The 25,039-nt window shown below is 54.5% G+C and carries 16 protein-coding genes and 1 tRNA gene; 9 read left to right on the top strand and 8 right to left on the bottom strand.

Annotated features, from left to right (window positions below; all coding sequences use genetic code 11):
- Window positions 1-65: 65 nt before the first annotated feature.
- The gene (locus A6X21_RS04490; protein ID WP_068846285.1) at window positions 66-1,424 is read left to right on the top strand and encodes an MFS transporter; all 1,359 of its coding nucleotides are present in this window, start codon (window positions 66-68) and stop codon (window positions 1,422-1,424) included.
- Complete coding sequence (locus tag A6X21_RS04485) at window positions 1,421-2,338, top strand: uracil-DNA glycosylase (protein ID WP_068846284.1); 918 nt, start codon at window positions 1,421-1,423, stop codon at window positions 2,336-2,338. Before A6X21_RS04490 ends, A6X21_RS04485 begins: the two co-directional genes overlap by 4 nt.
- A gap of 143 nt (window positions 2,339-2,481) precedes the next feature.
- Here A6X21_RS04485 and A6X21_RS04480 read toward each other — a convergent pair.
- The 3 genes from A6X21_RS04480 to A6X21_RS04470 form a co-directional block, all read right to left on the bottom strand.
- Window positions 2,482-2,554, bottom strand: a tRNA-Lys gene (locus A6X21_RS04480).
- 120 nt (window positions 2,555-2,674) lie between these two features.
- The gene (locus tag A6X21_RS04475) at window positions 2,675-3,655 is read right to left on the bottom strand and encodes a tRNA dihydrouridine synthase (RefSeq protein WP_240490159.1); all 981 of its coding nucleotides are present in this window, start codon (window positions 3,653-3,655) and stop codon (window positions 2,675-2,677) included.
- A gap of 224 nt (window positions 3,656-3,879) precedes the next feature.
- Window positions 3,880-4,503, bottom strand: coding sequence for a Maf family protein (locus A6X21_RS04470; RefSeq protein ID WP_165603677.1), 624 nt, complete (start codon window positions 4,501-4,503; stop codon window positions 3,880-3,882).
- A gap of 617 nt (window positions 4,504-5,120) precedes the next feature.
- Between A6X21_RS04470 and A6X21_RS04465 the strand changes: the two genes are divergently transcribed.
- From A6X21_RS04465 to murJ, 3 genes are all read left to right on the top strand, one after another.
- Window positions 5,121-8,417 (top strand): sigma 54-interacting transcriptional regulator, encoded by a 3,297-nt coding sequence (locus A6X21_RS04465; RefSeq protein ID WP_068846599.1) that lies wholly within the window; start codon window positions 5,121-5,123, stop codon window positions 8,415-8,417.
- 77 nt (window positions 8,418-8,494) lie between these two features.
- Window positions 8,495-9,130 carry a protein-disulfide reductase DsbD domain-containing protein gene (locus A6X21_RS04460; RefSeq protein ID WP_068846282.1) on the top strand — a complete coding sequence of 212 codons (636 nt, stop codon included), beginning with the start codon at window positions 8,495-8,497 and terminating at the stop codon, window positions 9,128-9,130.
- 166 nt (window positions 9,131-9,296) lie between these two features.
- Window positions 9,297-11,084 carry a murein biosynthesis integral membrane protein MurJ gene (murJ, locus tag A6X21_RS04455; RefSeq protein ID WP_068846281.1) on the top strand — a complete coding sequence of 596 codons (1,788 nt, stop codon included), beginning with the start codon at window positions 9,297-9,299 and terminating at the stop codon, window positions 11,082-11,084.
- Window positions 11,085-11,100: 16 nt separating this feature from the next.
- Here the strand turns inward: murJ and nadC are convergent, their stop codons facing one another.
- On the bottom strand, window positions 11,101-11,991 hold the full coding sequence (gene nadC / locus A6X21_RS04450) for a carboxylating nicotinate-nucleotide diphosphorylase (RefSeq protein ID WP_068846280.1): 891 nt from the start codon (window positions 11,989-11,991) through the stop codon (window positions 11,101-11,103).
- A 692-nt stretch (window positions 11,992-12,683) separates the two neighbouring features.
- On the opposite strand from nadC, the gene A6X21_RS04445 reads away from it, so the two are divergent.
- The gene (locus tag A6X21_RS04445) at window positions 12,684-14,429 is read left to right on the top strand and encodes a M14 family metallopeptidase (protein WP_240490158.1); all 1,746 of its coding nucleotides are present in this window, start codon (window positions 12,684-12,686) and stop codon (window positions 14,427-14,429) included.
- 43 nt (window positions 14,430-14,472) lie between these two features.
- Here the strand turns inward: A6X21_RS04445 and A6X21_RS04440 are convergent, their stop codons facing one another.
- The 3 genes from A6X21_RS04440 to A6X21_RS04430 all read right to left on the bottom strand — a co-directional run bounded on the left by A6X21_RS04440 (window position 14,473) and on the right by A6X21_RS04430 (window position 18,449).
- Window positions 14,473-15,336, bottom strand: coding sequence for a formyltetrahydrofolate deformylase (locus A6X21_RS04440; RefSeq protein WP_068846278.1), 864 nt, complete (start codon window positions 15,334-15,336; stop codon window positions 14,473-14,475).
- A gap of 125 nt (window positions 15,337-15,461) precedes the next feature.
- On the bottom strand, window positions 15,462-16,700 hold the full coding sequence (locus A6X21_RS04435) for a hypothetical protein (protein ID WP_068846277.1): 1,239 nt from the start codon (window positions 16,698-16,700) through the stop codon (window positions 15,462-15,464).
- A gap of 84 nt (window positions 16,701-16,784) precedes the next feature.
- Complete coding sequence (locus tag A6X21_RS04430; protein WP_068846276.1) at window positions 16,785-18,449, bottom strand: hypothetical protein; 1,665 nt, start codon at window positions 18,447-18,449, stop codon at window positions 16,785-16,787.
- A 306-nt stretch (window positions 18,450-18,755) separates the two neighbouring features.
- Between A6X21_RS04430 and A6X21_RS04425 the strand changes: the two genes are divergently transcribed.
- Window positions 18,756-20,735 carry an ATP-dependent DNA helicase gene (locus tag A6X21_RS04425; RefSeq protein WP_068846275.1) on the top strand — a complete coding sequence of 660 codons (1,980 nt, stop codon included), beginning with the start codon at window positions 18,756-18,758 and terminating at the stop codon, window positions 20,733-20,735.
- Between the two features lie 31 nt (window positions 20,736-20,766).
- On the opposite strand, the gene A6X21_RS04420 is transcribed toward A6X21_RS04425, so the two are convergent.
- Window positions 20,767-22,059, bottom strand: a complete 1,293-nt coding sequence (locus A6X21_RS04420; protein WP_240490157.1) for a protein-L-isoaspartate(D-aspartate) O-methyltransferase — start codon at window positions 22,057-22,059, stop codon at window positions 20,767-20,769.
- Window positions 22,060-22,295: 236 nt separating this feature from the next.
- On the opposite strand from A6X21_RS04420, the gene dapF reads away from it, so the two are divergent.
- Both dapF and arsA read left to right on the top strand, forming a co-directional pair.
- Window positions 22,296-23,138: a diaminopimelate epimerase gene (gene dapF / locus A6X21_RS04415; RefSeq protein WP_068846598.1), complete on the top strand. Its 843-nt coding sequence runs from the start codon at window positions 22,296-22,298 to the stop codon at window positions 23,136-23,138.
- Between the two features lie 34 nt (window positions 23,139-23,172).
- The gene (gene arsA / locus A6X21_RS04410; RefSeq protein WP_240490156.1) at window positions 23,173-25,035 is read left to right on the top strand and encodes an arsenical pump-driving ATPase; all 1,863 of its coding nucleotides are present in this window, start codon (window positions 23,173-23,175) and stop codon (window positions 25,033-25,035) included.
- Window positions 25,036-25,039: the final 4 nt, after the last annotated feature.

The raw sequence follows: 25,039 nt of genomic DNA, 5'->3' as shown, positions 1-25,039 counted from the left end.
TTTCTGCACATGATTCTCAACCATCTCTCAAAATCTTACCCGATGACATCATCAGGAAATGCCTCATGACTACGGCTCTCTCCAACCAGCCACTGCTGAAAGACAGAGCCTTCTGGGGACTCAACGCCACGCAGTTCCTGGGTGCGTTTAACGATAATCTGTTTAAACAGATGGTGATGCTGATTTGCGTCGCAGCGGCAGCGAATGGCGGCCCCAGTCTTGTCGGTGCGGCGACGACTGCCTTCGCTGTTCCCTTCATTTTTCTGTCGGGATTCGCGGGATTTCTTTCAGACCGATTCAGCAAGAGGAGCATTGCCTACTGGTGCAAGGTCGCAGAGGTTGTCCTCGTGCTCGCTGGAATGGTGGGATTCTGGGCGAATTCCGTTCCCTTTCTAATCATCATCTTGTCCCTGTTCGGTGCCCACAGCGCCATGTTCGGGCCTCCCAAATACGGGATCCTCCCTGAGTTGTTCCACAAACCGGAACTTCCAAAAGCGAACGGCCTGCTGCTGATGACGACCTTTCTGGCAATCATCTTCGGGATATCGATTGCTGGTGTACTGATGGATTTCTTTGTCGATAACCGTTGGCTGGCCAGCGTGGCGTGCCTGGTTGTGGCGTTGCTTGGACTGGTGACAGTGCTTTTCCTGCGAGATCCCGGCCCGGCTGATCCCAGCTTGAAATTCAATGTGGAATCTCTGTTTGTTTCGCGCGCCACATGGCAGCTCATTCGTGTTAAGCCCAATTTCCTTTCCGTCCTGATTGCCTCTTCAACGTTCTGGATGGTCGGTGGCATGATCTACCCGGGAGCCATTGACGAAGTCGGACCGCATGTTTATGGGCTGGACAACAAGTACACCAGTCTTCTAGCCGCATCGACCGGGCTTGGGATCGCATTCGGTTGCGTCGCTGCCGGACTTTGGTGTCGCGACAAAATTCGCGGAAGACTGGTCATGGCGGGAATCGTGGGCTTGATCTTGTGTCTGATTCTTCTTGGGATGCCGGGATCAGAGGGCTTCCGTGGCCCGCCGTTACTTGGGGCGAAGGCGGCTGGCTTTGTTCTCATGGCGTTGGGTATGTTCGCTGGCTTTTTCAGTGTCCCCTTACAGACCTTCCTCCAGGCGATGGCCAGTGACGGGCAAAAAGGGCGCATCATTGGCGTGATGAATCTCGTTAATTGGATCGGTATTGCACTGGCAGGTGTCATTTACTCTGCTGCGACTTATGTCCTGAAACTCAACGACCTGTCGGTGCAATACACTTTCTGGGTCGGGGCGGCGATCCTATTGCCTCTGGTCATCGTCTTCCGGCCACCCACTGTGAACCTCAGCGATCTCGAAAAGCATCCCGAACGCGATCTGCCCCTTCCGGATCGGCTCGGCGAGTCGGCGACACAGGTTGCTACTGTGGGAGAGACCGCATGACGATTGATCGTGGCAATCCGGGAGATCAATTGCGGCGGGCACTCAGGCAGGAACTGGAAATCGTGGCCCGCAGTGGCGTCAGCCATTGGAGCCCCGAGATTCTGCAACTGCTGCCTCTATTGACCACTCCCGCCACAGCACCGCTCGAACCATCTCGCGTGCGGGGTCCATCAACTTCATCAGAAGCGAACACAGCAGCAACCCGTTTGACAGATTCATCACGATTGATCGCCCCAGAGGAACTTGAAATGGCCAAGCGCAGTGCGCGTTCGCAAATGGCGCCACCCGCCCCGACGGCAAGTGGAATAGCTCCACAGCCACCCAAGCTGTTGCATCTTCCTCTGGCTGATCGTGTCAATGAGCTTGAGAAACTGAAAAAGTGCGTGGCGAACTGCACCCGCTGCCCGGAATTGGCGAGCACCCGCAAACAGACGGTCTTCGGTGTGGGAAATCCACAGGCAAAAATCATGTTTCTGGGCGAAGCACCGGGAGCCGACGAGGACGCGACAGGAGTTCCGTTTGTCGGTCGTGCAGGCCAGCTTCTGGATGGCATTATTGCCGCCTGTAAACTGAAGCGGGAGGAGATCTACATCTGCAACATTTTGAGATGCCGCCCGCCAGGCAATCGCCTGCCCTCACCCGAAGAAGCCGGAAATTGCCGCGAATGGCTCGACGGACAGATCTCGATTGTGAATCCCGAATACATCATCTGCTGGGGTTCAACGGCGGCGAAAAATCTTCTGGGAACAACCGAGGCCATTGGCAAACTTCGCGGCAAACTCTTTGATTATGGCAGGGCGAAAGTCTGCTGCACCTATCACCCTTCGTACCTGCTGCGTAATCCCCCTGCCAAGAAAGATGTCTGGCAGGATATGAAGTGGTTTTTTGGAACGATGGGAGTCGAGCTGAAGTAACACGATCCTCGGCAGTTCTATGGAGGGTCTGGATTCGCTCTACTCGATCGAACCCCCACTCGAGGAGACTTGATCCCAGCAAAAAACAAACCCCTGCCAGAATATGGCAGGGGTTTCAAATGGATCTGATGAGCAACCAAAAATGCCCCCAGTAGGACTCGAACCTACAACAAACAGATTAAGAGTCTGCTGCTCTACCAATTGAGCTATAGGGGCTTGTGCCAGAAGTTTAGGAACTCATGCGACTGCTTTCAAGCGGGCAGGGCCGAGACGATCAACGCTCTCAGAGAGATCGCCGTAACCGATTGACGCGTATGCAGTTGCTGCTCATCGACGTCACCAGAGTTCGTTCGGCCCATTCGGAACCTTGAGCAGGGCTGTCGGAATACGAGGCGGTTCCTCGCCATGACGTTCACGGATTTCCGCCACAATTTCTTCGAATTCTGAAAGTGACTCCACCCGGCGAAGTCGATCCTCCAGATCTTGAGGAATCCCCAACCGGGCTCCGTACCACCCGGCGAACTTGCGAAAGAGTCGCGTCGCCTGCTCTCCAAAGAGATCAACCATCTCGCAAAAGTGAGTGACGAGAAACTGGATCTGCTCCTCCGGGCCGGGCTCAGCATATTGACCTGTCATCTCAAAATCATGAAGTTTGCGAAAGATCCAGGGATCGAGCATGGCTCCCCGGCCAATCGCCACAGCCGCACACCCGGTTTCACGCCGCATCGAAATGGCGTCTTCTACAGTACGGACATCCCCATTGCCAATGACTGGAATCGATTGCACGGCAGCGACGGTGGCGGCAATCCCTTCACGGCTGACCTTGCCAGAAAATCCCTGGGCTCTCGTCCGACCATGAATTGTGATCGCAGCCGCCCCGACCTCTTCAAATTGCCTGGCCAGAAGTGGGGCACTCAATGATTGTGCATCCCAGCCGAGCCGCATTTTCACCGTGACAGGAATTGAAACGGAAGCCACCACCAGAGCCACCAGTTTGGTGGCCCCGGTGGGATCACACATCAACCGTGCCCCACCACCCTGGCTGTTGACCTTCGCCATCGGGCAACCCATGTTGAGATCAACACCTTCGTAGCCTAAGTCTTCCAGCCAGCGGGCAGCCGTGGCCACATGCGTGGGATCGGCTCCAAAAAGCTGAACACTGAGAGGTTGATCCAGCGGACTTGTCGCAATGAGTTGTTGGGAAAATGCGTTGTTCGACAGCAGTTTGACCGCATGAACCAGGTCCGTCGTCGCCAGCCCCATACCTCCCAGTTGCCTTAATGCCACTCGGAAAGGCCGCTGGGTATAACCCGCCAAAGGCGCCAATCCATAACGAGAGGGGATCCGTCGGCAACCAATCAACCACGATGAATCCTGGGATGGTCGAGAGCATGGCTGCCCATACGACGACTCTGTTTCGGGCCAACGGCTAGCCGAATTGTTCCCCACAAAACCCGCAGCTTCTGGCAATAGTGACGACATCGCGTTGTCGGATACTTCCTGCAAAGACTGGAATTGAACTATTGACGTTTGCGGAAAGTTTACCGGCGGCAGCCTGTCCACTCAGCAATCAGTTCGAGCGGCAGCCCGATGACGTTGCTGAGACTGCCTTCGATCTTGTCCACAAAGATACTTCCTGCACCTTGAATCGCGTAGCCACCCGCTCTCCCGGCCGATTCGTTGAGCGAAATATACCAGTCCAGCCATTGTTCGACATCGGGTCGGAAAGTGACGTTCGTCACAATGGAACCTTGCCGTAATTCGCCGGACGTCAATCTCAGTACACAAGAGCTGAGCACGCGATGAGTCCGGTTGGCGAGAAATTGACCCAGCCAGTTTCGAAGGACCTGATGCTGCGGGTCATCGACCGGTGGTTGTCCAATCGCCAACCAGGAACCAGGCTCCGTTTCGCAGAGTACGGTCGTGTCGCCGCAAAGAATCAGTGTGTCTTCGAGTTTCTCCTGCGCGACCTGTTCCCAAACATCGTCATATTTGGTTTGAGCAATCAATAGTGAACGCTCAACAATCTCATCCCAGCGATGAAGTCCTTCGAATTCCATCTCATCGGGAGAGCGTGGAGGAACTGTGCGAATGTCACCTTGCGGGTCAAATGCCTTCAACAGTTCGAGACGTCTGGGTGACCTGCTACCAAGAATCCAACGCACCACACAGCCCCTATCAAGATTGGCTCGAAGGCAATCAGCCCCGAGAAACTAGTCCTGAGACGGATGGCCCCTACACTAATGGCCACCTGATCCGGCATCCGTCATCAAAAGGGCTGAGACGGAGACATCAAAAAACGAAAAAGCCCCTGGAGACAGTTCTCACAAGTCCGCGTGGTGTGTTCAAGAAAGATAGCTGAAAAACTTGTGGGTTGGGTCGCTTTTCAGTGGATCGGGAACGCACGGATCTTGATGAGACTGACAATTCTCCAGGGGCGGCTGGGGTAAAGGAAGTCGACTTTTCATCGATGTCGAAACGTAATGCAATCACTGTACCGCAATCTATCGACTTCAGCAGAAACGCACTCATCAACGGCATTTTGCGAAACCCAAATAATTACTATTATTTGCTTTGCGTCTATTCTGATAAATTTGCAAAAGTCAATATCGGCGCCGATTTATGCTGACGACTTATTGATTGCGCTGGCTAATTTGTGATTTCGGCGCTTGGCGGGTCAGTTTCAATTGCAATCGGCGCCGCTGAGGATAGATTGATTTCTACGATTCGGCGCTGAGTTGTTTAGCTCCGCCGTATGTCACTCGATTCAGGAGAGGGCAAAATGAGTGCTGCCAGGCGATGGGTGCGGCCGGTGCTGGCAGCTTTGGGAGGTTGCTCGCTCGTCTATTGCATGATCGCTCTCGTTTATGTGGCCACGGCACCTGATGTCAGACTGCGTTGTCTGCTGGTCGATAAACCTCTGCAACCTGGCAAGTTGACGTCCATCATTATCCGCAAGACCCCTGGAATTGAATTCAAGGGGCCCAGGCCGCAACCAGGCGATGAACTTCTCCGGATTGGTGAGCAGAGACTTGGCACGTCACTCGATTTTTTCCGCTATATGGACTGGTTACGGACCGCCCCCACTCCGCCAGGTGGGCGAATGCTTGCCGGTGGAGATCCTTTAGAGCAGCAGTTGCCCAAGCTGGTTCAGGAAGAAGGGGGGCCTCGCTGGGTCGAAATCGAGTTTTATCGTCCTGAAGATGACAAGGTCTACGTGGCCTCGCTGGCAGTTCAGGGTGTCCCGCTGGATGAGATTGGGCTCACTCTGGTGTGGTTTCTCTTTCAGCTTGCGATCTTTTCTGTGAGCGCCATCGCCTTCTGGCGGCGGCCTTTCGACCACCCTGCTCAACTCTTTTTCTCCATGTGCCTGGTCACGATCTCTGCATTTGTGGGCGGTTTTCACTGGTGGGTGATTGCAGGAAACCCCTGGCTCAATCTGCCTTTTGCGATCACAGCGATCATGGTCCCTGTCGTGACGTTTCACTTCTTTCTGATCTATCCACGACCAAAACCACCCATTGACCGTTATTCGTTTGAGACGCTGGTCGGGATTTATGCGATCCCCATCGCAGCCCTGGTGCTGTTTCTGCTGGCCGAATGGTCGATCTGGTGGTTGATGGCGACCACGGGAATCTCTGTGGAAGCCCGTGCCTTACAGATGTTTGGCTGGCTCGTGGCCCTGAAAAATGGAGTCTACATCTATGTTTCGATTGCGGCGTTTTACTTCGCCGGGATTATCGCGGCATTGGTGCACGGTTTCTGGACAACGCGTAATCCGGTGGAACGAAATCAGGTCAAATGGATTCTCTGGGCCGGTCTGATTGCGACACTTCTCATTGGGTATACGCTTCTGCTGGCGGGTGTCTCGCGGGCTGATTTTGCCTTAGGTGGCGGCCGCTGGCCAATGTTCTTTGCCAGTCTGGTTTTCATGCTGGCGTATGCCGTCGGTATCAGTCGTTTCAAGCTGATGCTGGTCGATCAGGTGGTCAGTCGCGGGATGCTCTATTACGTCTTGAGCTTTGGCACCACTCTGGTGGTCTCAATTGCCATTGCGATGACGGCTGTCGCGGCAGTCTCCTGGCGAGAGCAGTTAACATCCCCTCAACTGGTCGTCGTTGCGGCAATTCTCGTCGTGACTGTCGGCATGTTTCTCTGGGCACGGGATGTCTGGCAAAGGCTGGTTGATCGAAGATTTTTCCGCGAGAAGTATCAGCTCGATAAAGTGCTGCAACGGATGAATCGAGCCGTTGGACAACTGGCGGATGCCGAATCGTTAGCACAGCGCATGGCAGGCTCTTGTCAGGATGTGATCCAGGCGGAACGGGCTGCGATCTATTTGCGGGAAGGCCGCAGCACAAACTTCCGTTTGATTGCCGCCGAAGGTGTGTGGCCCAACGTCTCGATGCAGATTTCGACATCGGCTGATTTTGTGATGACCCTGGCGGCGGCGACCACACTCCAGGCTGTTCCGGCGGCTTCACGCGACAGTATGAATCCGGTGCAGTCGTTTTTGCGCGATCTCCAGGCAGAACTGATTCATGCCCTCGAAGTTGAAGGAGAGCTTTCCGGCTTCGTTGTTCTGGGGCCGCGGCAAACCAATGGGGTTTACTCCGCAGAAGATATCACGTTTCTGACCGCAATGGGTCAGATCACTGGCGTGGCACTCCATTGTGCCAAGGTGCATAAAGATCTCAGCCGACTCAACGAAGAACTTCGTTTGAAAGTTGATCGCATCGAACAGCAGAAGCAGCAGATCCTCATGCTGCAGGCCGAAATCAACGAATCTCAGGAACCAGATAGCCCGACACCAGCCACTGAGTTCGATCGTGGCATGATTCGTGGTTCCAGCCAGGCACTGATGGAAGTGCTCGAAGTCGTCCGCAAAGCCGCTGCCAGCGATTCTTCAGTTCTCATTACCGGCGAGAGTGGTACTGGCAAAGAACTGCTGGCACAGGCAATTCATGCCAACAGTCCGCGTCGCGATGGTCCTCTGGTCATTGTCCATTGCGCTGCACTTTCGACAGGACTTTTAGAGAGCGAATTGTTTGGCCATGTGAAAGGCTCATTTACTGGCGCTTATGCAGATAAGCCGGGTCGATTTGAACTGGCCAATGGAGGCACACTCTTCCTGGATGAAATCGGGGAAATCCCTCTCGAAACGCAGGTCAAATTGCTTCGCGTTTTGCAACAGCGAACTTTTGAACGAGTGGGGAGCAGTGAGACCTTGCGCTGCGATGTTCGCGTGGTGGCAGCCACCCACAAGAATCTTGAACAGGCCATTCGAGACAGCCGCTTCCGGGAAGATTTGTACTACCGATTAAATGTGGTCCATATTGCCTTGCCTGCCTTGCGCGAACGCAAAGACGATCTCTACGAACTCTTCCGGCATTTTCTCAAACAAGCCGCCAGCAAAACGGGGAAGCGCGTCTTTCGCATCGATGAAAGTGCACTCGCCGCCTTGCTGGCTTACCAATGGCCCGGCAATATTCGCGAGCTTGAGAACGTGATTGAACGGGCTGTGGTCCTTTCGGAGTCGAACACTGTCACTTTAGCCGATTTACCTCCCGCACTGCGTCGACTGGAAACATCGGCGATTCGTCGCACGGAGAGTGGCCTGCAACCTCTGGTGGTCGAAAGTGTCAGCAGTGCAGAGGTCGCCGCTGTATCCGAAGAACAGGTGGCTGCGCGCCATGTGGCCCCATTGGATTCATCGCCCGTTTCCGTACCACCTGCTTCCTCAGGAAAATCTTTCACTAACTCCACAAAAACGATCACTGATCGTGCCGATTCCCAATCTCAGGCGACGACCAGCCATGAGAAGAGTTCCGCAAGTCGCTCGAAAGGGCGGGGTCGCAAGCCACTTCCCAGGTCACTTTCTGTGAACGAAACCGTTTGGGAAGCGGCATCGAACGAGACTGGACGTTTTGCCAGTGACATGAGCGAGTCGGAAGAACGACAACTGCTGATGAAAGCCCTCGAACAATGCCAGGGGAACAAGGCCGAGGCGGCTCGAATGTTGGGCTTGCCACGAAGTACATATTTCAGCAAGTTGAAGAAGTATCGACTGGCCAATTAAAAATTGATGTGCTCCTTCCCCACCAGGATCTCCGCGAGCCTTCGAGGTTCCGCAGGAAGCCAAGTGAGTGACGAATCATGTTCAAACGTTTTTTGAATACTTCGAGTGTCGTAGAGTATGGCCCCCTGTTGATGGGCGGCCTTTTTGCGGGCGTCATGGCTTTGAGCTTCTGGGCCTTCGCAGGATCGCAAACAGTGCATGCACAAGCCGATTCTGGTTCACGCAAGGGCTCTTTGGAGAACATTGTGCGGGCCGATGTCTATCTGGAGTACGACCAGTTGCCTGCTGGCCGAACATGCCGTTTTGCCGTCATTTTTGATGTTCAGGAAGGCTGGCATGTGAATGCCAATCCTCCTCAGCCCGAAAATCTGATTCCCATCAAAGTGACCTTTAAATCCAAAGCCGGTTTACGGATGTTGCCCATCGATTACCCGGAAGGAGAAGAGACCCGTGTCGATTTTTCTCCCGAGCCGGCGATGTGTCATTCCGGACGATTTGCCGTGCGAGGAGTTCTGGAAGTACCTTGTGATGCAGGGGGCGAAGTCGATGATCTGGAAATTCAAATTCGCTATCAGACCTGTAACGACAAAATCTGTATTGCCCCGAAAACAGTCAAACTGAAAGCCGCACCCAAAATTGCTCTCGCAGGAGCTGCGGTTCGTCCCGTCAATCCGAAATTGTTCACACCCCGCGAAGACGAGCAGGTCGAATAGCTTCTGCGGCATTTCTTTTCTAAACACGCGAGCATGGTCAAATCTTCAAAATCCAATACTGCTGACATCCCTTGCGTTGTGAGTCATTGAGCAATCCGCTCGAATCTCTCAAGGATCTAACGCCACACTGACCTGCCGCGAGGTCTTTTTTCTGGTCATAAGTTTGATGTCTGCTTCTTCATCCGGGTCAGCGTCTGAAAATTCATCTTCCCGGGATATTCTGCAGACGACTTCGGCCTCGAACGTTCCCGTGGGTGCGCCGGCTGCCGAAACAAACCTCGACACTCGAGAGATTTCAGCTCATCGGGTTCAGGGAGCCCAGGCGTCCATGGGGAGTTGGCGTCTTGTCAGTCTCTGTACGCTCTTGAGCCGAATCTTTGGCTTGATTCGTGATGCAGCGATGGCGGCACTCTTTGGCAGCGGGCCACTTCTCGATGCTTTTACAATAGCCTTTCGCTTACCGAATCTGGCGCGAGTGCTCTTAGGCGAAGGTGTTCTGGCCACTGCGTTTTTGCCGCAACTGTTGGAGGTCGAGCGCGAAGAAGGGCAACGAGCTGCTTTCCGCCTCGCGACAGCACTATGCATCTTACTGTTTGGTGGCTTGAGTCTGGCCGTACTATTCACTCAGTTGATTCTGCTGCTGGGGCTCCTTCCCTGGCTTTCCAATCCCGATAACCAGTTACTCTGCTGGCTGACCATTTATCTCTTGCCTTATGTCGTTTTTGTCTGTGCCGCTGCTCAGCTTTCGACCATCCTGCATGCCTTTCATCGGTTTATGGCGGCAGCACTGATACCGGTGGTTCTTAACCTGGGTTGGCTTCTGGCTCTGGCACTCGTGGCCTGGCTCATCGAATCTCCGCAGATTCAGATTCAGATACTGGCACTGCTGATTGTGGTGCTGGGGTTCATTCAATGTCTGGCCCTGGTTCCCTCACTCTGGCAGGTCGGATTCCGTTATCAGCCGGACTGGTGGCAGGCTCGTTCAAAAATATTGGCGACAATCAGCCGGATGGGACCGATACTTGGAGCATTGCTCGTGCTGCAGTTCAGTGCCGTCTGGGAAAGTGCCATCAGCTGGCTCCTGTCGGCCGATGGAACATCGAGCGGACAAGGTGTGGCCTGGCTCGGAGGAATCGAGGCGCCACTGCCTTCCGGAGCGGCGACATTCCTGTATCTGGGGCAAAGGCTCTACCAGTTTCCTTTGGGAATCTTCGGCATCGCACTGGGAACCGTGCTCTATCCATTACTCTCTCGACATGCTCAGGCGCACGATTGGCAGGCGTTTCGCAATTCGATCTCTCTGGCAGCACGACTCGTCCTGGCGATCGGTGTTCCTGCCAGTGTGGGGTTATTTTCTCTAGCTCTACCCGTCACAGACCTGCTCTTTGGTCGAGGCGCTTTCGATTGGCCCGCCATTGAACAGACTGCCCGCGTGATTCAGACTTACAGCCTCGGGATCTGGGCCATGTGCGGGCTGGTGATTGCCCAGCGGGCCTTTTACGCACTCGATGATCGCTGGACTCCTTTGAATATCGCCTTCATCGGAACAGCCACCGGGATGCTGACAGGTCTCTGCTCGTTGTGGTGGTTGGGAACATCGGGGCTGGCCTGGGGAACGACAGTCTCCGCCATCATGCAGGTTCTCTGGAACTACCGTCGGCTCGATCAGAAAATTCCCGCCAGCGAGCACATTCCCCACCGAGATCCCGGTTCATCGCTGTCAGTCATGTTCCTGCAGATCGCGTTCTGTAACGGAGCCATGGCTCTGGTTTGCCAGAGTTTACTCTGGGTGGCCGGCCAGTACTTTGTTTTGCATGGATCAACATTCGATCGACTCATGCTGGTGATGATCCCGATGACAGGATCGATCATGGTCTTTGCGCTCACGAGTCGGCTCGTTGGTTACAAGGACCCTTGGATCGTTGTCCAGCGAAGAATCTCTGTTGAGCCATGAACAGATTGCCGGCTCGCTATTTCTTAAGTGCCGCTCCCCAGTCGAGTGCCAGATCGAGTTGTGGTGCACTGTGGGTTAATGCGCCAATGCTGATGCGATCCACACCTGTGGCTGCTATGGCCGCCACTGTTGTCAGGTTCACACCTCCCGAAGCCTCCAGCAGGATTTCGGTCGCATGCTGGTCGCGATACGCCACCGCTTCAGTCAATTCGCGAGTCGTCATATTGTCCAGCAGAATGATCTGCGGCTTCGCCCGCATGGCATCCACCATTTGCTCCAACGTATCGACTTCCACCTCGATATCGATGTTTGCTCCCATTTGAGCCCGCACATGCTCAATGGCTTCTGCAATAGAGCCGCTCGATTTCCAGGCCGCCAGATGGTTGTCTTTAATCAAAATCCCGTCGTAAAGCCCCATGCGGTGGTTGTGCCCACCCCCGCAACGCACGGCATATTTCGCTAAACTGCGATACCCGGGCAATGTCTTGCGAGTGTCCAGAATTTTTGCCTTTGTCCCCTGGGCTAACTCCACAAACTGATGTGTGAGGGTAGCAATGCCGCTCAAATGTGTCACGAAATTCAGGACGGTTCGCTCGCCGGTTAACAATGTCGAGACGGGGCCTGTCACTTCAGCCACGACCTGTCCAGCCATGAGCTCATCACCATCGACAGCGAATGCCTCCCACTGGATCGATGCATCCATCTGCTGATAGATCATCTGGGCGATCGGCAGGCCTGCCAGAATTCCCGGCTGACGGGAGACGATTTTCACTGTGGCAACCAAAGCCGGGTCGATCATCCCCTGGCAGGTCAAATCTCCTCGCTCGCCGAGATCTTCCTGAAAGGCCCACAGAATCAGTCGCTCGGCTGCGGCCTTTTCGATCGATCCAAAAAAGCTGTGAGCCATACTCTTTCCCTTGATCAGTCATTGTCACCTGTATCATCCGCTGGCTTGAGATTGTAATCTCAAGCCAGCTTTCTTGTCGCCCTATAGACCCGGCGGTTAAGCCGCACCAGAAAGCCTGACCATAAGCTGGGGCTCCCCCTCCCTCGAACAGAACACTCCATCGACCAAGGGCCTTTCATGGACGCCACACGCGAGTTAACTGCTGAAGAAGTCGGAGATCTGGCGAATCAACTGCAAAGTGCTTACGCCTCCATCAAGGACTCTTACGAGTATCCCCTCGATGATCTGATTGACTATCTGCGGCAGACACAAAAAAACCGATTCATGAGGTCGAAGAGTCTGCGGGAGTCGCCATTCGCTACTTTCTCATGTTCAGCAGTCCCCCTGAGACTTGGGAAGCACTCTGCGGCCGCCAGGGGATTTACACGATCGATGCCAAAACATTGCAGGCCATCAATTTTTCCATCACGATCATGAACTGAGGCAGAGCCCTGAGAACAGATGTTCGAGCCACATCAACGGGACGAATCAGGTAAAGTCCATTGAACACCCAGTTCCCAGCGAAAGCCGAGTTTCCTTTGAGATCGACATTGAGTCTTTCATTTTCTCGCCAGCCAGATCGATTCTCATGTCTTCTTTGGCTATTGGCATGCTGGATTTTCCCACTATTCGCTGTGTTGGGCACTGATGAGATGGCTGCCAACCTGCCACCGGTTCTCCCCTGGAGCGGTGCCAGCGAAAAGCTGATTGTGGCAGCCGATGAGGCGTGGATCACTCCCACCGAAGCTTCTGGATTTGTCGAAACACCCAGCTATCAGGTCACCATGCAATGGCTGGAAAACCTCGCCAAAGCTTCCCCGATGATCAAGCTGGTTCCATTTGGTTTAACGGCAGAAGGACGCGAACTCCGGGCGGTTATCGCCACCCGAGAAGGGATCGACAATCTTGAACAGCTTGGCCAGAGTCCTAAGCCGACGATCCTGGCGCAGGCCGGCATTCACGCTGGTGAAATCGATGGGAAAGATGCGGGCATGATGCTGCTTCGCGATATTGGTTTTCGAGGCAAAGCTCATCTGCTCGATCACGCCAATCTGCTCTTCATCCCGATACTCAATGCCGATGGTCACGAACGAATCTCCCGCTGGAATCGGCCCAACCAGCGTGGTCCTCTCCATCAGGGTTGGCGCACCACCGCGCAAAACCTGAATCTCAATCGAGACTACATGAAGGCCCAGGCTCCCGAAATGCAGGCTCTCCTGAGGCTCATCACCGTTTCCAAACCTGCGCTCTACCTCGATATACACGTCACGGATGGTGTGGATTACCAGTACGACATCACCTACGGATTTCACGGTGACCGCGATTCATTTGCCTGGTCGCCGCAGATTGCAAAATGGCTCGATCAGATCTATCGCCCGGGCCTCGATCGAAGTTTGAAGGTGGCTGGCCATATCCCGGGGCCTCTGGTTTTTGCTCTCGATAAAAGCGATCTCAATAAAGGAATTGTCGATGTTCCTTACAATCCCCGGTTCTCGACTGGCTACGGAGACTTGATCCATCTCCCGACCATCCTTGTCGAAAACCATTCACTGAAGCCTTTCCGTCAGCGTGTGCTTGGTACTTACATTCTTCTGGAAGCTTCTCTGGAGTTGGCCGGAAAGAATGCCATCTCGCTTCAATCAGCGATGAAGCAGGATCGTGCTTATCGACCTGAGATGATTGGCATGAACTGGAGTGAACCTGCCGATACGCAGTTCACCATGGAGTTTCTGGGCATGGCTTCTGAAGAGTACTTTTCACCCGCTTCCGGGAGAAACGAAGTTCGCTGGCTGGGAGAACCGATCACCATTCCGCAACTCAAGGTGCATCGAGTCACTCAGCCGGGAGTACAAATCCTTCGTCCCAGGGCTTACTACCTCCCGATCACATCACGAGAAGTGATCGAGGTCATCAAATCGCACGGGATCGTCATGGAACCACTCAAGGAACCGGTCACGCTCGAACTGGAATCGTATCGACTGGTGAATCCGGTCGTTGCCCCCAGACCCAATGAAGGTCGCCAGACAATGACCACTCAGGTTCAGGCTGTGTCACAAAAACGTAACGTCCCTGCAGGCACATTAAAGATCAGTACAGATCAACCACTGGGAAGTCTCGCAATGGCTCTTCTCGAGCCGGCACACATCGATTCTTTAGCCGCTTGGGGGTTCTTCAACGAAATCCTGCAGCGAACTGAGTACATCGAAGGTTATGCCATCGCTCCTCTGGCCGAAAAGCTGCTGAAGGAGAACTCGGCCCTCAAAGCCGAGTTCGAGGCTCGTCTTGCCAGTGATCCCGCATTTGCGAAAGATGCGACCGCTCGCCTGCAGTGGTTCTACGAGAAGAGCCCCTACTTCGATCAGAAATATTTGCAATACCCCGTCTGGATCGAGCGTTAGGAACTTATGCGACTTCCACGCCGCACCTCGTGGATGCTATTCGTCATTCAGCCTTCCGGCGAATGACTCTCTGGAAATGCAACTCCACTTCACGATCAACCACCCGCCGCACGCCTTCGAGCAGGCATTGTGGCTCATGATCCGTTTCGCCTTGCCGCTTGATATCGGCCAGAGGTGTTCCCGGTGGCACGGTGAACGTGCTCTGATGAATGATCTGATTTCCGGCATCAAGCTCAGGCACAATAAAGTGAACTGTCGCACCAAAGGTCAGCATCCGCCGTGCATAGGCATCTTCGTACGGATGAAACCCCGGAAAGGGAGGTAGCAGTCCATGATGCAGATTGATAATCCGCCCGGCAAACTGCCAGCAGACATTCGGCGGCAACACCCGCATGTAACGGGCCAGGAGCACATAATCGACATCCGCATCATCAAGCACACGCACAAACTGGCTGTCGTCCGGTTCGCCTTTGGCATTACCGATGTTCACAAACGGAACTTCGAACTGTTCCGCCACGCCCCGGCAAGCCTCGCGGTTTCCCAGCATGACGGCCGCTTCGGCCTTGAGCCGACCATCGCGAATTGCCCGAAGGATGGCTAACGCCGGTTCGGGCCGATAGGTCGTGCAGATGGCCAGTCGCGGCAGGCGGGCATGCTCATCCCGGCTCCAGACACGAATGGCTAACGATTTCAATGTCCCGATCTGATCCATCGCCGATCGAAGTTGAGCCACTGAGGAGGGGACACCCGGCCATTCAATCCGCAGGTGCATCGAGAACTGCTTCTCGGCATCGTGGTCGAACATCTGAATCTCATGAATGTTCGCCCCCGCACCCGTCACGTAATGCACGATGGGATCGGCTAAGCCGACGTTATCCGGGCCAACAGCAGTAATCACAACCTGCATGAGAGATTCCAGAGAGTTGATGTTTGGTGTTGGGTTTTCGGTATTTGATAGGGGAAGTCAGACGATGTTTTTCCGATATCAGGCTTCAAATCTCAAACGACAAATACCGAATACCAAACACCCGATTACTTTCCTCCAGCACTTTCGCGAGCTTCCCAGGCTTCGAAAAAGATGTTCGGTCGCGTGTTCCTCCACAAGGCCAGAGCATTCCCCACATGGCTGAAGAAGGTGTACGTTCCCAGAATCTGTTCAGGAGTCTGCGCGGTCGTCGTGCTGATCACCCAATCGGCCGCTTTGAGAATCTGTTCACGCGGCGGGTGCAGTTCTTTCGGAGCAATCGCCAGCCATTCCAGATGATGACCTGTGGCAATCACCTTCTTATAGAGTTCATCTTCCACCGGGTCTTTCAAAGCCAGTGCCCCATCTGACCAGTTTGATGGCCAGTGCCCATCTTCAAACTGAGAGACCGTAATCTGATCGCGAATAAACTCCAGATGCTTCCAGGCGACTTCCCGACCGGCTGGAGAAAGAATGTGATACTCATCATCAAGTCGAATCAGGAGCATCAGTGAATAGACACGATGAGTTCCGGTACAAACGCCAAACCGCTGATGTCCGCGAACGAGTCGCTCAGCCAGAAGATCAAAATTGATCTGCCGACCCTGATTGTTCACCCACTCACGCTGCGGAGCGAGCCAGAGGCCAAAAGCCATGGCCGACCACTCGACTTCAATTTCATCGACGCGGAAATCGAGCATCGATTGCCGCAGGACATCACCAATATTGCGCTGCTTACCACCTGGCAGAAAGACAGGTTCATGGAGCGAAACACCCGCTTCCGTCAGCGAGGCCAGCCAATGATCATGATGGACCGAGGCACATTGCTCCTTCCCCCAGCGAATCGCGACACCCGTCTGTCGATCCTCCAGAATCGGCTCAATTTTCTCACCCCACGAAGCCAGAAACTGCCCATGATTGGTGAGAAACTCCTTCATCTGTTCGCCGCTCATCACTTCGGGATCTTTGAATTTCGCGTGGATCGTCCAGGCGCGGAGAGCATGCTCAACATAGTTGGGCTTCAGAGCCTTCTGCGGAAACCGTGGCTGAACTTTCTTCAGCACCAGAGCCAGTTCTTCATCGCTGACCACTTCGGGGTCGTTGTACAGCGGAGCGATAAACAGTGGTTCGGTACGCGGCGGTACAGGGACTTCCGGTGCTGTCAGCACAGGGTTGGATGCTTGCCTTAAAGGTGCGACTGGCGAATAGGCCCACGCCAGTGAAGTCAGCAAGAGGATGGCCGAAGCCAGTTGAGTCAAGATCAGCGATCTCCAGAAGCGAGACTTGACTGTTGATGGACGAGACATGTTCCAGATCCTGGAAAGTTCAAAGGGATAGAGCTTGATCGATAGAAAACCGTATAGACCACAGGCAATTGCCAGCCGTTACGCTCAGCGGGTAATTGGTAACTTCCGTGTGAAGACGGCCCCTCGGCCATCTTCATAAACCAGCTTCCAGGCTGTCTCTTCTTTCATCCGGCGGATCACTCCCTCACGGAACTGCTTATCGAGCACCACAGTGTTGATGCTGTAGCGATCGAGAATTTCACTCCATCCCGATCCCAGATCGACAATCGTGAGGTAGTCGCGCCAGACTTCTCGAGGGAGTCTCTGTACCTGTGAATTGGCAAAGATTTTGAGATTTTCCGGCCCATGCACCAGCAGAAAGTCACCCCATTCGACGGGATTGAAAATCTGTCCTTCGGGTGGCTTCTTCACGAGGTATTGAGTGAGTTCGACAGGTGCAAACGCGACATTCAAGCGGCTGGCTGTGGGTTGCTTGCCATGCAGTACGCGCATGCCCAGCGGGCTGAAACCAAAACAGATCCAGACCAGTCCTACCATCACGACAGACCACTTGCCGGCTCGTGGCGAGGCATGCCTTGCCCATCCGTTTTTCGAGAGGATCGCACTGGCATGCATGGCCAGTATCCACAGTGCCACGGGATAGAACCAGACAAGCTGCCGGGTGTTCCAGCATCCCAGGGCCGCCAGACTGACCAGCAGAACCATCTCACCCGTTCCCAATCGTCGGGGGGAACTGCGGATGACGCCCAACAGAATCAAAAGGGTCGCAGCAAAGAACTGCCCTTCGGTTGATCGCAAAGTCAGCGGACTCCAGTCAACCATCGCACTCAGATTCGGGTTCTGGGAGAACGTAAGAACTTCCCACCACATCCGCCCCTGATAAGGATTCAGCAGCGTCGCGAGAATACAGAGTTGAGTGACCAGAAGCAGTTTGCCCAGATGCTCGTCGCGAAGAATCGATTTCCACTGGCCTGTCCTTACCCATCGATCGACCATGCGCCCGGACATCATTGCCAGCGGAACGATCAGTCCCACCATAAACGAGCTGTCCAGATTGGCCCACACGGCAAACAGTAAAGGGAGTTGCCACCAGGCATGAGTGTTCCTGATCGCTCCTTGCCAGAGAATCCACGCCGTCAGAAAACAAACGATTCCCGCCAGTTGTGACCGGAGGATCGAGAGATCATGGCCAATCAGAAACAGCAGTGACATGCCCATACCACAGGCCAGTAACGTGCGTCCCGTGGTATATGCGAGCGAACTCACAAAGATCGCCACAATCAACCCGGCAAAGATCCCTGTGGCTCCCTGAAGACCAGCCCCGCCCAGCGTGCGATCGACATTCATCATCAGGACATCGAACAGCCACGAAGAGTTCCAGTAAGTCATTCCGCGTGCCAGTGGCAAGAGCGGCTCAGTGGCAGGTATGCCCTCGCTGACAATCAGTTTTCCATAGGCAATATGCGACCAGGGATCAGCATGCCATACCGGCTTGATCGAATAAAACCAGAATGCCACACCCACCAGCAACGTGATGATGGCCATGCGCCGCGAGGCACGCAGCCAGGGAGGTGTTTTATCAGTCAGCATCGAAACATCGGCACCCACACTCGGATGTGCGTCCGATGATGCCTCATCCTGAGCGACAAACTCGCCCTGTGTTGACGTAACGATTTGAGAACCTGCCGTACCCGGCTCATCCGCAGGAACAAGCGATTTCTGAGGTGTCGTTTTCAGATCGACAGGCATGGTCAACAGTCCTTGGACGAAATTCAGCTCCCGGGGACAAGCCTGACTCCCCGGAAAAGACAACAATTCAACACACCTAACCTACGTTCTGGTGGAACCTCTCTGGGAAACTTGTTGCGAGAATGCCACGTTTGACCTGTCCGGTTATGAGGATTGCATCAGTCAATCAGGCCGTAACGCTTTGGCCTGCTCTCCGGGGAGTGAGTAACCAATCGTCGGGAAGTCTGATATCCTCTTCCTGTGGCAGGTTCTCACCGGTTGAGACGCTGCGGATTGAGTGCCGATTCTTCTGGAGCAAGGTCAAGCGTGGAGCTGACGGCTGAAAATGTCCTGGGCCAGGAGGGCCTGCTGGCTCGTCGCTTGCCGCATTATGAAGTGCGTAGTGAGCAACTGGAGATGGCCCGGGCAGTCACCGCTGCGATTGCTGCTGGTGAGCATCTTGTCGTCGAAGCTGGTACGGGGACAGGCAAGAGCTACGCCTATCTGGTTCCCGCAATTCTTGCAGCGACAGCCAATCAGGGTTCAACCGTCGATGGTGGTGCCAAAAGACGCGTGGTGATTTCCACGCACACCATCAGTCTGCAGGAACAACTCATCAGCCGGGATCTTCCGCTACTCAATTCGATCCTGCCTGTCGAGTTTTCGGCTGTGCTTGTCAAAGGGCGATCCAATTATGTGAGTTTGCGTCGGCTCAAGGGAGCCCTCGAAAAGTCGCGATCACTCTTTCCGACCAGTGAGGCGGAAGATCAGGTGCGTTCGCTGGCTGGCTGGGCTCGCGAAACAAACGATGGCAGCCTTGCGAGTCTCGACTTCAAGCCACTACCTCAGGTCTGGGATGAAGTCCGCAGCGAGCATGGCAATTGCCTCGGGAAAAACTGCCCTACGTATAGCGACTGCCATTACTACAAAGCACGCCGCAGGGTTTGGAATGCCGATGTTCTGATTGTCAATCACGCTCTCTTTTGTGCTGATCTCGCACTTCGCCGGGAAGGAGCCAGCGTCCTTCCCGATTATCAGACGGTCGTCTTCGATGAAGCGCACACACTTGAGCAGGTGGCTGCTGACCACCTGGGTTTAGGGATCAGCAGTGGCCAGATCGAATATATGCTCAATCGGCTGTTCAACGAAAAGACGCAAAAGGGCCTGATTGCAGGCTATCCACTCGAACCCCAAAGGGCGCTAATCACCCGGCTCAAGCATGATGTCTACGAATTTTTCGACGAAATCCGGCATCGCGTTCAGGATCATGGCCCAGCCAATGGTCGAGTCCGTGAGCCTTTAGCGATTGAGAATACTCTCTCGGGCGATCTGCGCAAGCTGGCTACGTCGCTGGCGGAATATGCTGCCAAACTCAAACAGGACGAGGAAAAGATCGAGCTGGTCAGTGCCAGTGAACGACTCATTTCGCTGGCAGGGAGTATTTCGCAATGGGTCGAACAGGGACGCGGCGACAGTGTTTACTGGGTCGAAACCACAGGGGCTCAGCGCAACCTCAAAGTGAAGCTTTGTTGCTCACCCATTGAAGTGGGAGCGGTCCTGCGAGAAGAGCTCTTTAATAAAGTTCCTACAACCATACTGACCAGTGCCACTCTGGCGGTGGGACAGCAAAGTTTTGACTTCATTCGCTCTCGTCTGGGTTTAACTCGCTCGCAAAGTTTAAGGCTCGGCAGCCCCTTCAATTACCGCGAGCAGATGAAGCTCGTCCTCCCCGACGGTATGCCCGATCCGACAGATTCTCCCGCCGACTTCGAGTTCGCTGTCTGCGAAAAAATCCAGGAGTACGTCAGTCAGACATCTGGCCGGGCCTTTGTGCTTTTCACCAGTTATAAAATGCTCCAGAGCTGCGAGCGACGGTTAACAAACTGGTTCATTCGCCAGAATTATTCGCTTTACTCGCAAAGCGGAGAGTTGCCACGTTCGCAGATGTTAGAGCGATTCCGAAAGGATCCGGCAGCCGTCCTGTTTGGAACCGACAGTTTCTGGCAAGGGGTGGATGTTCCGGGGGATGCCCTGCAGAACGTGATTATTACGAAGCTCCCTTTTAGTGTGCCCGATCATCCACTGCTGGAAGCCCGCGTGGAAGCGATTCGCGCTCGGGGCGGGAATCCTTTCATGGAGTATCAGGTTCCCGAAGCCGCCATCAAATTGAAGCAAGGCTTCGGTCGCCTCATCCGTACGAAAACAGATCGCGGCATGGTTGTCATCCTCGACCCCCGCATCCGCACAAAACCTTATGGCCGTGTTTTCCTCGAAAGCCTGCCCGAGTGCAGGATTGTGTATTCGTGAAAAATGAATCAGCACCACTCATCAGTACAGACTACGGCTTCCGAAATTGTGTGCGAATCTGCAGGTCGTCGATCGTTAAGTCGCCTGTCGCTCCTTGAAGGCTCATAAAAATGATGGCTTCGCGGGCTTTCGTTGGAATGGCAAAGCTCTTGCGAAACTCCTGCCATTCGTAGGTGCCAGTCGAGATCGGCACGCTGACCTCGGCCACTGTCCGGCGCAGATCATCAAAGAAAATCACCGATAACTCGGGCCGCTCGTTCCCTTCTCGACTCGACCTCATGCCTTTGGCCTTGGCCCATAAGCTGACATCCATCGTCCCCAGACGAATCCCGTCGACAGGCATCCCTTGCACCAGTTGCGCCATACGACCGGGCTCGCTGTTACTGAGCGTCACGGCCACTTTGCCGCCATGCACGTCGGCGGTTTCGAGCTTTACCTGCCGCTGGTAATACCAGTGATCGACCATGCCGTCATTGTTTTCATCCGTTTCAAAATCGCCGTTCACGAGTTGAGGATGCATGGGATCCGGCTTGACCTTCCGCTCATCCTCGGCGGCACCCGTCATCGGGACAAACAAGACCGGAATCAGTTTTTGGCTGATCATCTGGCCGTCTTTCTTCTCCATCAGATGAAAGACCTGCTGGTATCGTTCTCCTAAGGGGATGATCATCTTGCCACCTTCCTTGAGTTGATCAACCAGCGGCTTGGGTACATCCTCGGGCGAGCAGGTCACCAGAATTTTGTCGAACGGTGCATGCTCGGCCCAACCCTGGTAGCCATCGCCCACTTTCACTTTCACATTGTTATAACCCAGCCTTTTCAGACGTTCGGCAGCGGTCTTCCCGAGAGGCTCCACAATCTCGATGGTGTAGACCTCCTGCACCAGATTGGAAAGAACAGCCGCCTGATAGCCACTTCCCGTGCCGATTTCGAGCACTTTATCGGTCGGTTGTGGGTCAATCGCTTCGGTCTCATACGCAACAATGTACGGAGGCGAAATTGTCTGCTTGTGGCCGATCGGCATGGCCTGGTCGAAATAGGCCTGCTGCTTTTGAGTCGGTAGCACAAACTCATGACGAGGCACTTGCCGCATCGACGAGAGGACACGCGGATTCTTGACCCCTTCGCGTTCAATGAACTCGGTGACCATCTGATGCCGGGGTGCCAGGTACGGGTCGCGTCCCTGGGCAAAAACCGGCTGCATATCCAACCCCAGCCACAACGTCACCAGTCCAAACAAAAGCCGTGGCCAAGCCGTCTTCTGGAGTCGAGTTGATATCGAAGGAAGTGTGCATTCCCGATGATGAACGTGAGGCATATGCATGCAACTCCTCAGATGAGATGACGGGGCGGATGTAACTACCAGATCAACCAGCAGTTCGGTCGAAACATGCCATTCAGGCCACCCGCTGGAATCTGTGATGAAACTCTTCAAAACCTATCATCGGGCAGAAGTTGGAGGCGAGGCAAGAGCAGGTCGGTTATCCTGAAAGAAAGTTTGTTTCCGGTCGTCCCGATCGAAGAGCCAGCCCACACCCTTTTGCAGAGAGAATGACTTCGATGCGTTTCACTAAAATGCATGGAATCGGTAATGATTACGTTTATGTGAATCTGTTCGCAGAGAAACTTCCGCTCGCTGCGCCCGATTTGGCTCGAATTGTTTCGAACCGCTACAAGGGAATTGGTGGCGACGGGCTGATTCTGATTGGCCCATCCGAACGCGGCGATGCCCGCATGCAGATGTTCAATGCCGACGGCAGCGAATCGGAAATGTGCGGCAACGGTGTCCGCTGCGTGGCCAAGTATGTCTACGATCACGGGATTGCCAAAAAGCCTGAACTCAAAATTGAGACAGGCCGGGGTGTATTGACCCTCCAGATGTTTGCCGGCACTTCTGGTAAGGCGGAGCGAGTTCGCGTCAACATGGGGACACCGATTCTCAAAAGTGCTGATATCCCTACAGCTTTACCCGGGGATCCGCCTGTGAATCAACCGCTGGTTGTGGGCGACAAAACCATCTCCGTCACCTGTGTTTCGATGGGGAATCCGCATTGCGTGACATTTGTGGATGAGCTGACGGATGCCTGGGTGCTGGGCCTTGGGCCGCAAGTCGAAGTGCATGCCGCTTTTCCACGCCGGGTGAATGCGGAGTTCGCACAGGTGCTTTCGCGGACCGAAATTCAATTGCGTGTCTGGGAACGTGGGAGTGGTGAAACTCAGGCGTGTGGAACGGGAGCTTGTGCCACACTTGTGGCGGGTGTGCTCTCGGGCCGGACTGACCATCAGGCACTGATTCACCTTCCCGGTGGTGATCTCGAAATTGAATGGCCTGAAGAGAAGGAAGTCTTCATGACGGGCCCGGCGACCGAAGTCTTTACTGGTGAGTGGTTCCCTGAAGTTTGACGGCCGCGGGGGCTTGATGGCATCAGGAGGTTCGATGGCCACGGGGAAATCTTGCCGGCATGTCGAGAATTCAAGGAAGTGTTGCATTTCGATTGTGACGACAAAAAACAGGGCCAGCGGGTTGGCCCCTTTAGTCGGTCAATCTCCCCGCCATCTGTTCTTTACGGGGCAGGGTGGTGTGGGGAAAACATCGATTGCAAGTGCTGTGGCTATTGCACTCGCCGACCTGGGACGTCGAGTGCTGATTGTTTCCACCGACCCGGCTTCGAATCTTGATGAGGTTTTCGAAACAAAACTCAGCAATCACCCCACTCCCGTGAACAACATTCCGGGGTTGTGGGGTTTGAATCTGGATCCTCATCAGGCTGCAGCCGAGTATCGAGAGAAGATGGTGGGGCCTTATCGCGGGATTCTGCCTGAGTCCGCGATTTCCAGCATTGAAGAACAGTTTTCGGGAGCCTGTACCGTCGAGATTGCAGCCTTTGATCAATTTGCTCAATTGCTGGGAGACAAACAGACAACTAGTGATTTCGACCATGTGATTTTCGATACCGCTCCCACGGGGCATACCCTCAGGCTGCTGGCGCTACCTTCCTCCTGGGCCAGCTACCTCGATGCCAATACCACCGGCACCACCTGCATTGGCCCACTGGCGGGCCTGGCCACTCAACAGAAGCTGTATCACGCGACCGCACAGGCGCTTTGCGATCACCAGTTGACGACGTTAGTTCTCGTGACACGGCCTGAAAGCTCGGCCATTCGGGAAGCAGCGCGTACGAGTCAGGAACTCAAAGCGTTAGGTGTTGAGCAGCAATGGCTGGTGATCAATGGACTCTTTGAAGCGACATCGACCGACCCGCTGGCGGTCGCCATGGAACAGCGAATGCAGGCGGCTCTGGCTGCCGTGCCTGATGAACTGAAAAAACTTCCGTCAATCACAATTCCTTTCCAACCCGGTGGCCTTATTGGAAAAACCGCTCTCCAACATCTGGGCCACTCCGTCGAAACGGTGACGAATTCACAACCGGCATCAATGCAGCAGGCACTAACATCTGCACAAGAATTCCCTCCGTGGAAGAGTCTGCTGGAATTGACAGGCGAACTGGCCCAGATGGAGCACGGCGTCATCATGACGATGGGCAAAGGAGGGGTGGGCAAAACAACCATCGCCGCTGCCATCGCGATCCGGCTGGCGCAACTCGGGCGAAAAGTCCTGCTCACGACAACAGACCCAGCGGGTCATATTGTCAGATTGGTCGAAACTGGCGAGTTGCCGCAGCTTTCAGTGGAACGCATTGATGCCCATGCAGAAACAGAGCGTTATCGGCATGAAGTGAGGCAGACGGCGGGGGCTCAACTCGATGATGCGGGGAGAGCCCTGTTAGAGGAAGATTTGCGGTCACCTTGTACCGAAGAGATCGCAGTGTTCCGGGCTTTTGCACGAACTGTTGCTCAGGGAAAACAGCAGATTGTAGTGCTCGATACCGCACCGACCGGGCACACAATTCTCCTGCTGGATGCGGCCATGGCCTTTCATCAAGAGGCTCAGCGGCTGACGAATCAGGTCTCGGTGGACGTTGCCCAGTTGCTCCCGGTGCTGAGAGACCGCCAGCAGACACGCATTCTGCTGGTCACGCTTCCCGAAGCGACTCCGGTGCATGAAGCGAGACTGCTGCAGGCCGATCTTGAGCGGGCAGGTATGGAACCGATGGGCTGGGTCGTGAATCAATCACTCTCGCTGCTCGATATGCATGATCCGGGCCTTGTGACCCGCAAGAGCTTTGAGCGCAAGTACATTGCCGAAGTGGCCCAAGCTCATCCTTCAATGATGACCATTGTCCCCTGGCAAGCCACTATTCCAACGGGAGCAGCCGGTTTACTTTCGATGACGGAATAACGGG

Origin of the sequence: Planctopirus hydrillae, assembly GCF_001707835.1 — a bacterium.
GTDB classification, from domain to species: domain Bacteria; phylum Planctomycetota; class Planctomycetia; order Planctomycetales; family Planctomycetaceae; genus Planctopirus; species Planctopirus hydrillae.
Note: the sequence above shows the minus strand (reverse complement) of the source record. Positions and strands in the feature narration are given on the sequence as shown.

Excerpts from the sequence above, each read along its gene's own strand:
- A6X21_RS04490 (WP_068846285.1), top strand. The coding sequence starts at position 66 with ATGACTACGGCTCTCTCCAACCAGCCACTGCTGAAAGACAGAGCCTTC.
- A6X21_RS04485 (WP_068846284.1), top strand. The coding sequence starts at position 1,421 with ATGACGATTGATCGTGGCAATCCGGGAGATCAATTGCGGCGGGCACTC.
- A6X21_RS04465 (WP_068846599.1), top strand. The coding sequence starts at position 5,121 with ATGAGTGCTGCCAGGCGATGGGTGCGGCCGGTGCTGGCAGCTTTGGGA.
- A6X21_RS04460 (WP_068846282.1), top strand. The coding sequence starts at position 8,495 with ATGTTCAAACGTTTTTTGAATACTTCGAGTGTCGTAGAGTATGGCCCC.
- murJ (WP_068846281.1), top strand. The coding sequence starts at position 9,297 with ATGTCTGCTTCTTCATCCGGGTCAGCGTCTGAAAATTCATCTTCCCGG.
- nadC (WP_068846280.1), bottom strand. The coding sequence starts at position 11,991 with ATGGCTCACAGCTTTTTTGGATCGATCGAAAAGGCCGCAGCCGAGCGA.
- A6X21_RS04445 (WP_240490158.1), top strand. The coding sequence starts at position 12,684 with ATGGCTGCCAACCTGCCACCGGTTCTCCCCTGGAGCGGTGCCAGCGAA.
- A6X21_RS04440 (WP_068846278.1), bottom strand. The coding sequence starts at position 15,336 with ATGCAGGTTGTGATTACTGCTGTTGGCCCGGATAACGTCGGCTTAGCC.
- A6X21_RS04435 (WP_068846277.1), bottom strand. The coding sequence starts at position 16,700 with ATGTCTCGTCCATCAACAGTCAAGTCTCGCTTCTGGAGATCGCTGATC.
- A6X21_RS04430 (WP_068846276.1), bottom strand. The coding sequence starts at position 18,449 with ATGCCTGTCGATCTGAAAACGACACCTCAGAAATCGCTTGTTCCTGCG.
- A6X21_RS04420 (WP_240490157.1), bottom strand. The coding sequence starts at position 22,059 with ATGCATATGCCTCACGTTCATCATCGGGAATGCACACTTCCTTCGATA.
- dapF (WP_068846598.1), top strand. The coding sequence starts at position 22,296 with ATGCGTTTCACTAAAATGCATGGAATCGGTAATGATTACGTTTATGTG.
- arsA (WP_240490156.1), top strand. The coding sequence starts at position 23,173 with ATGGCCACGGGGAAATCTTGCCGGCATGTCGAGAATTCAAGGAAGTGT.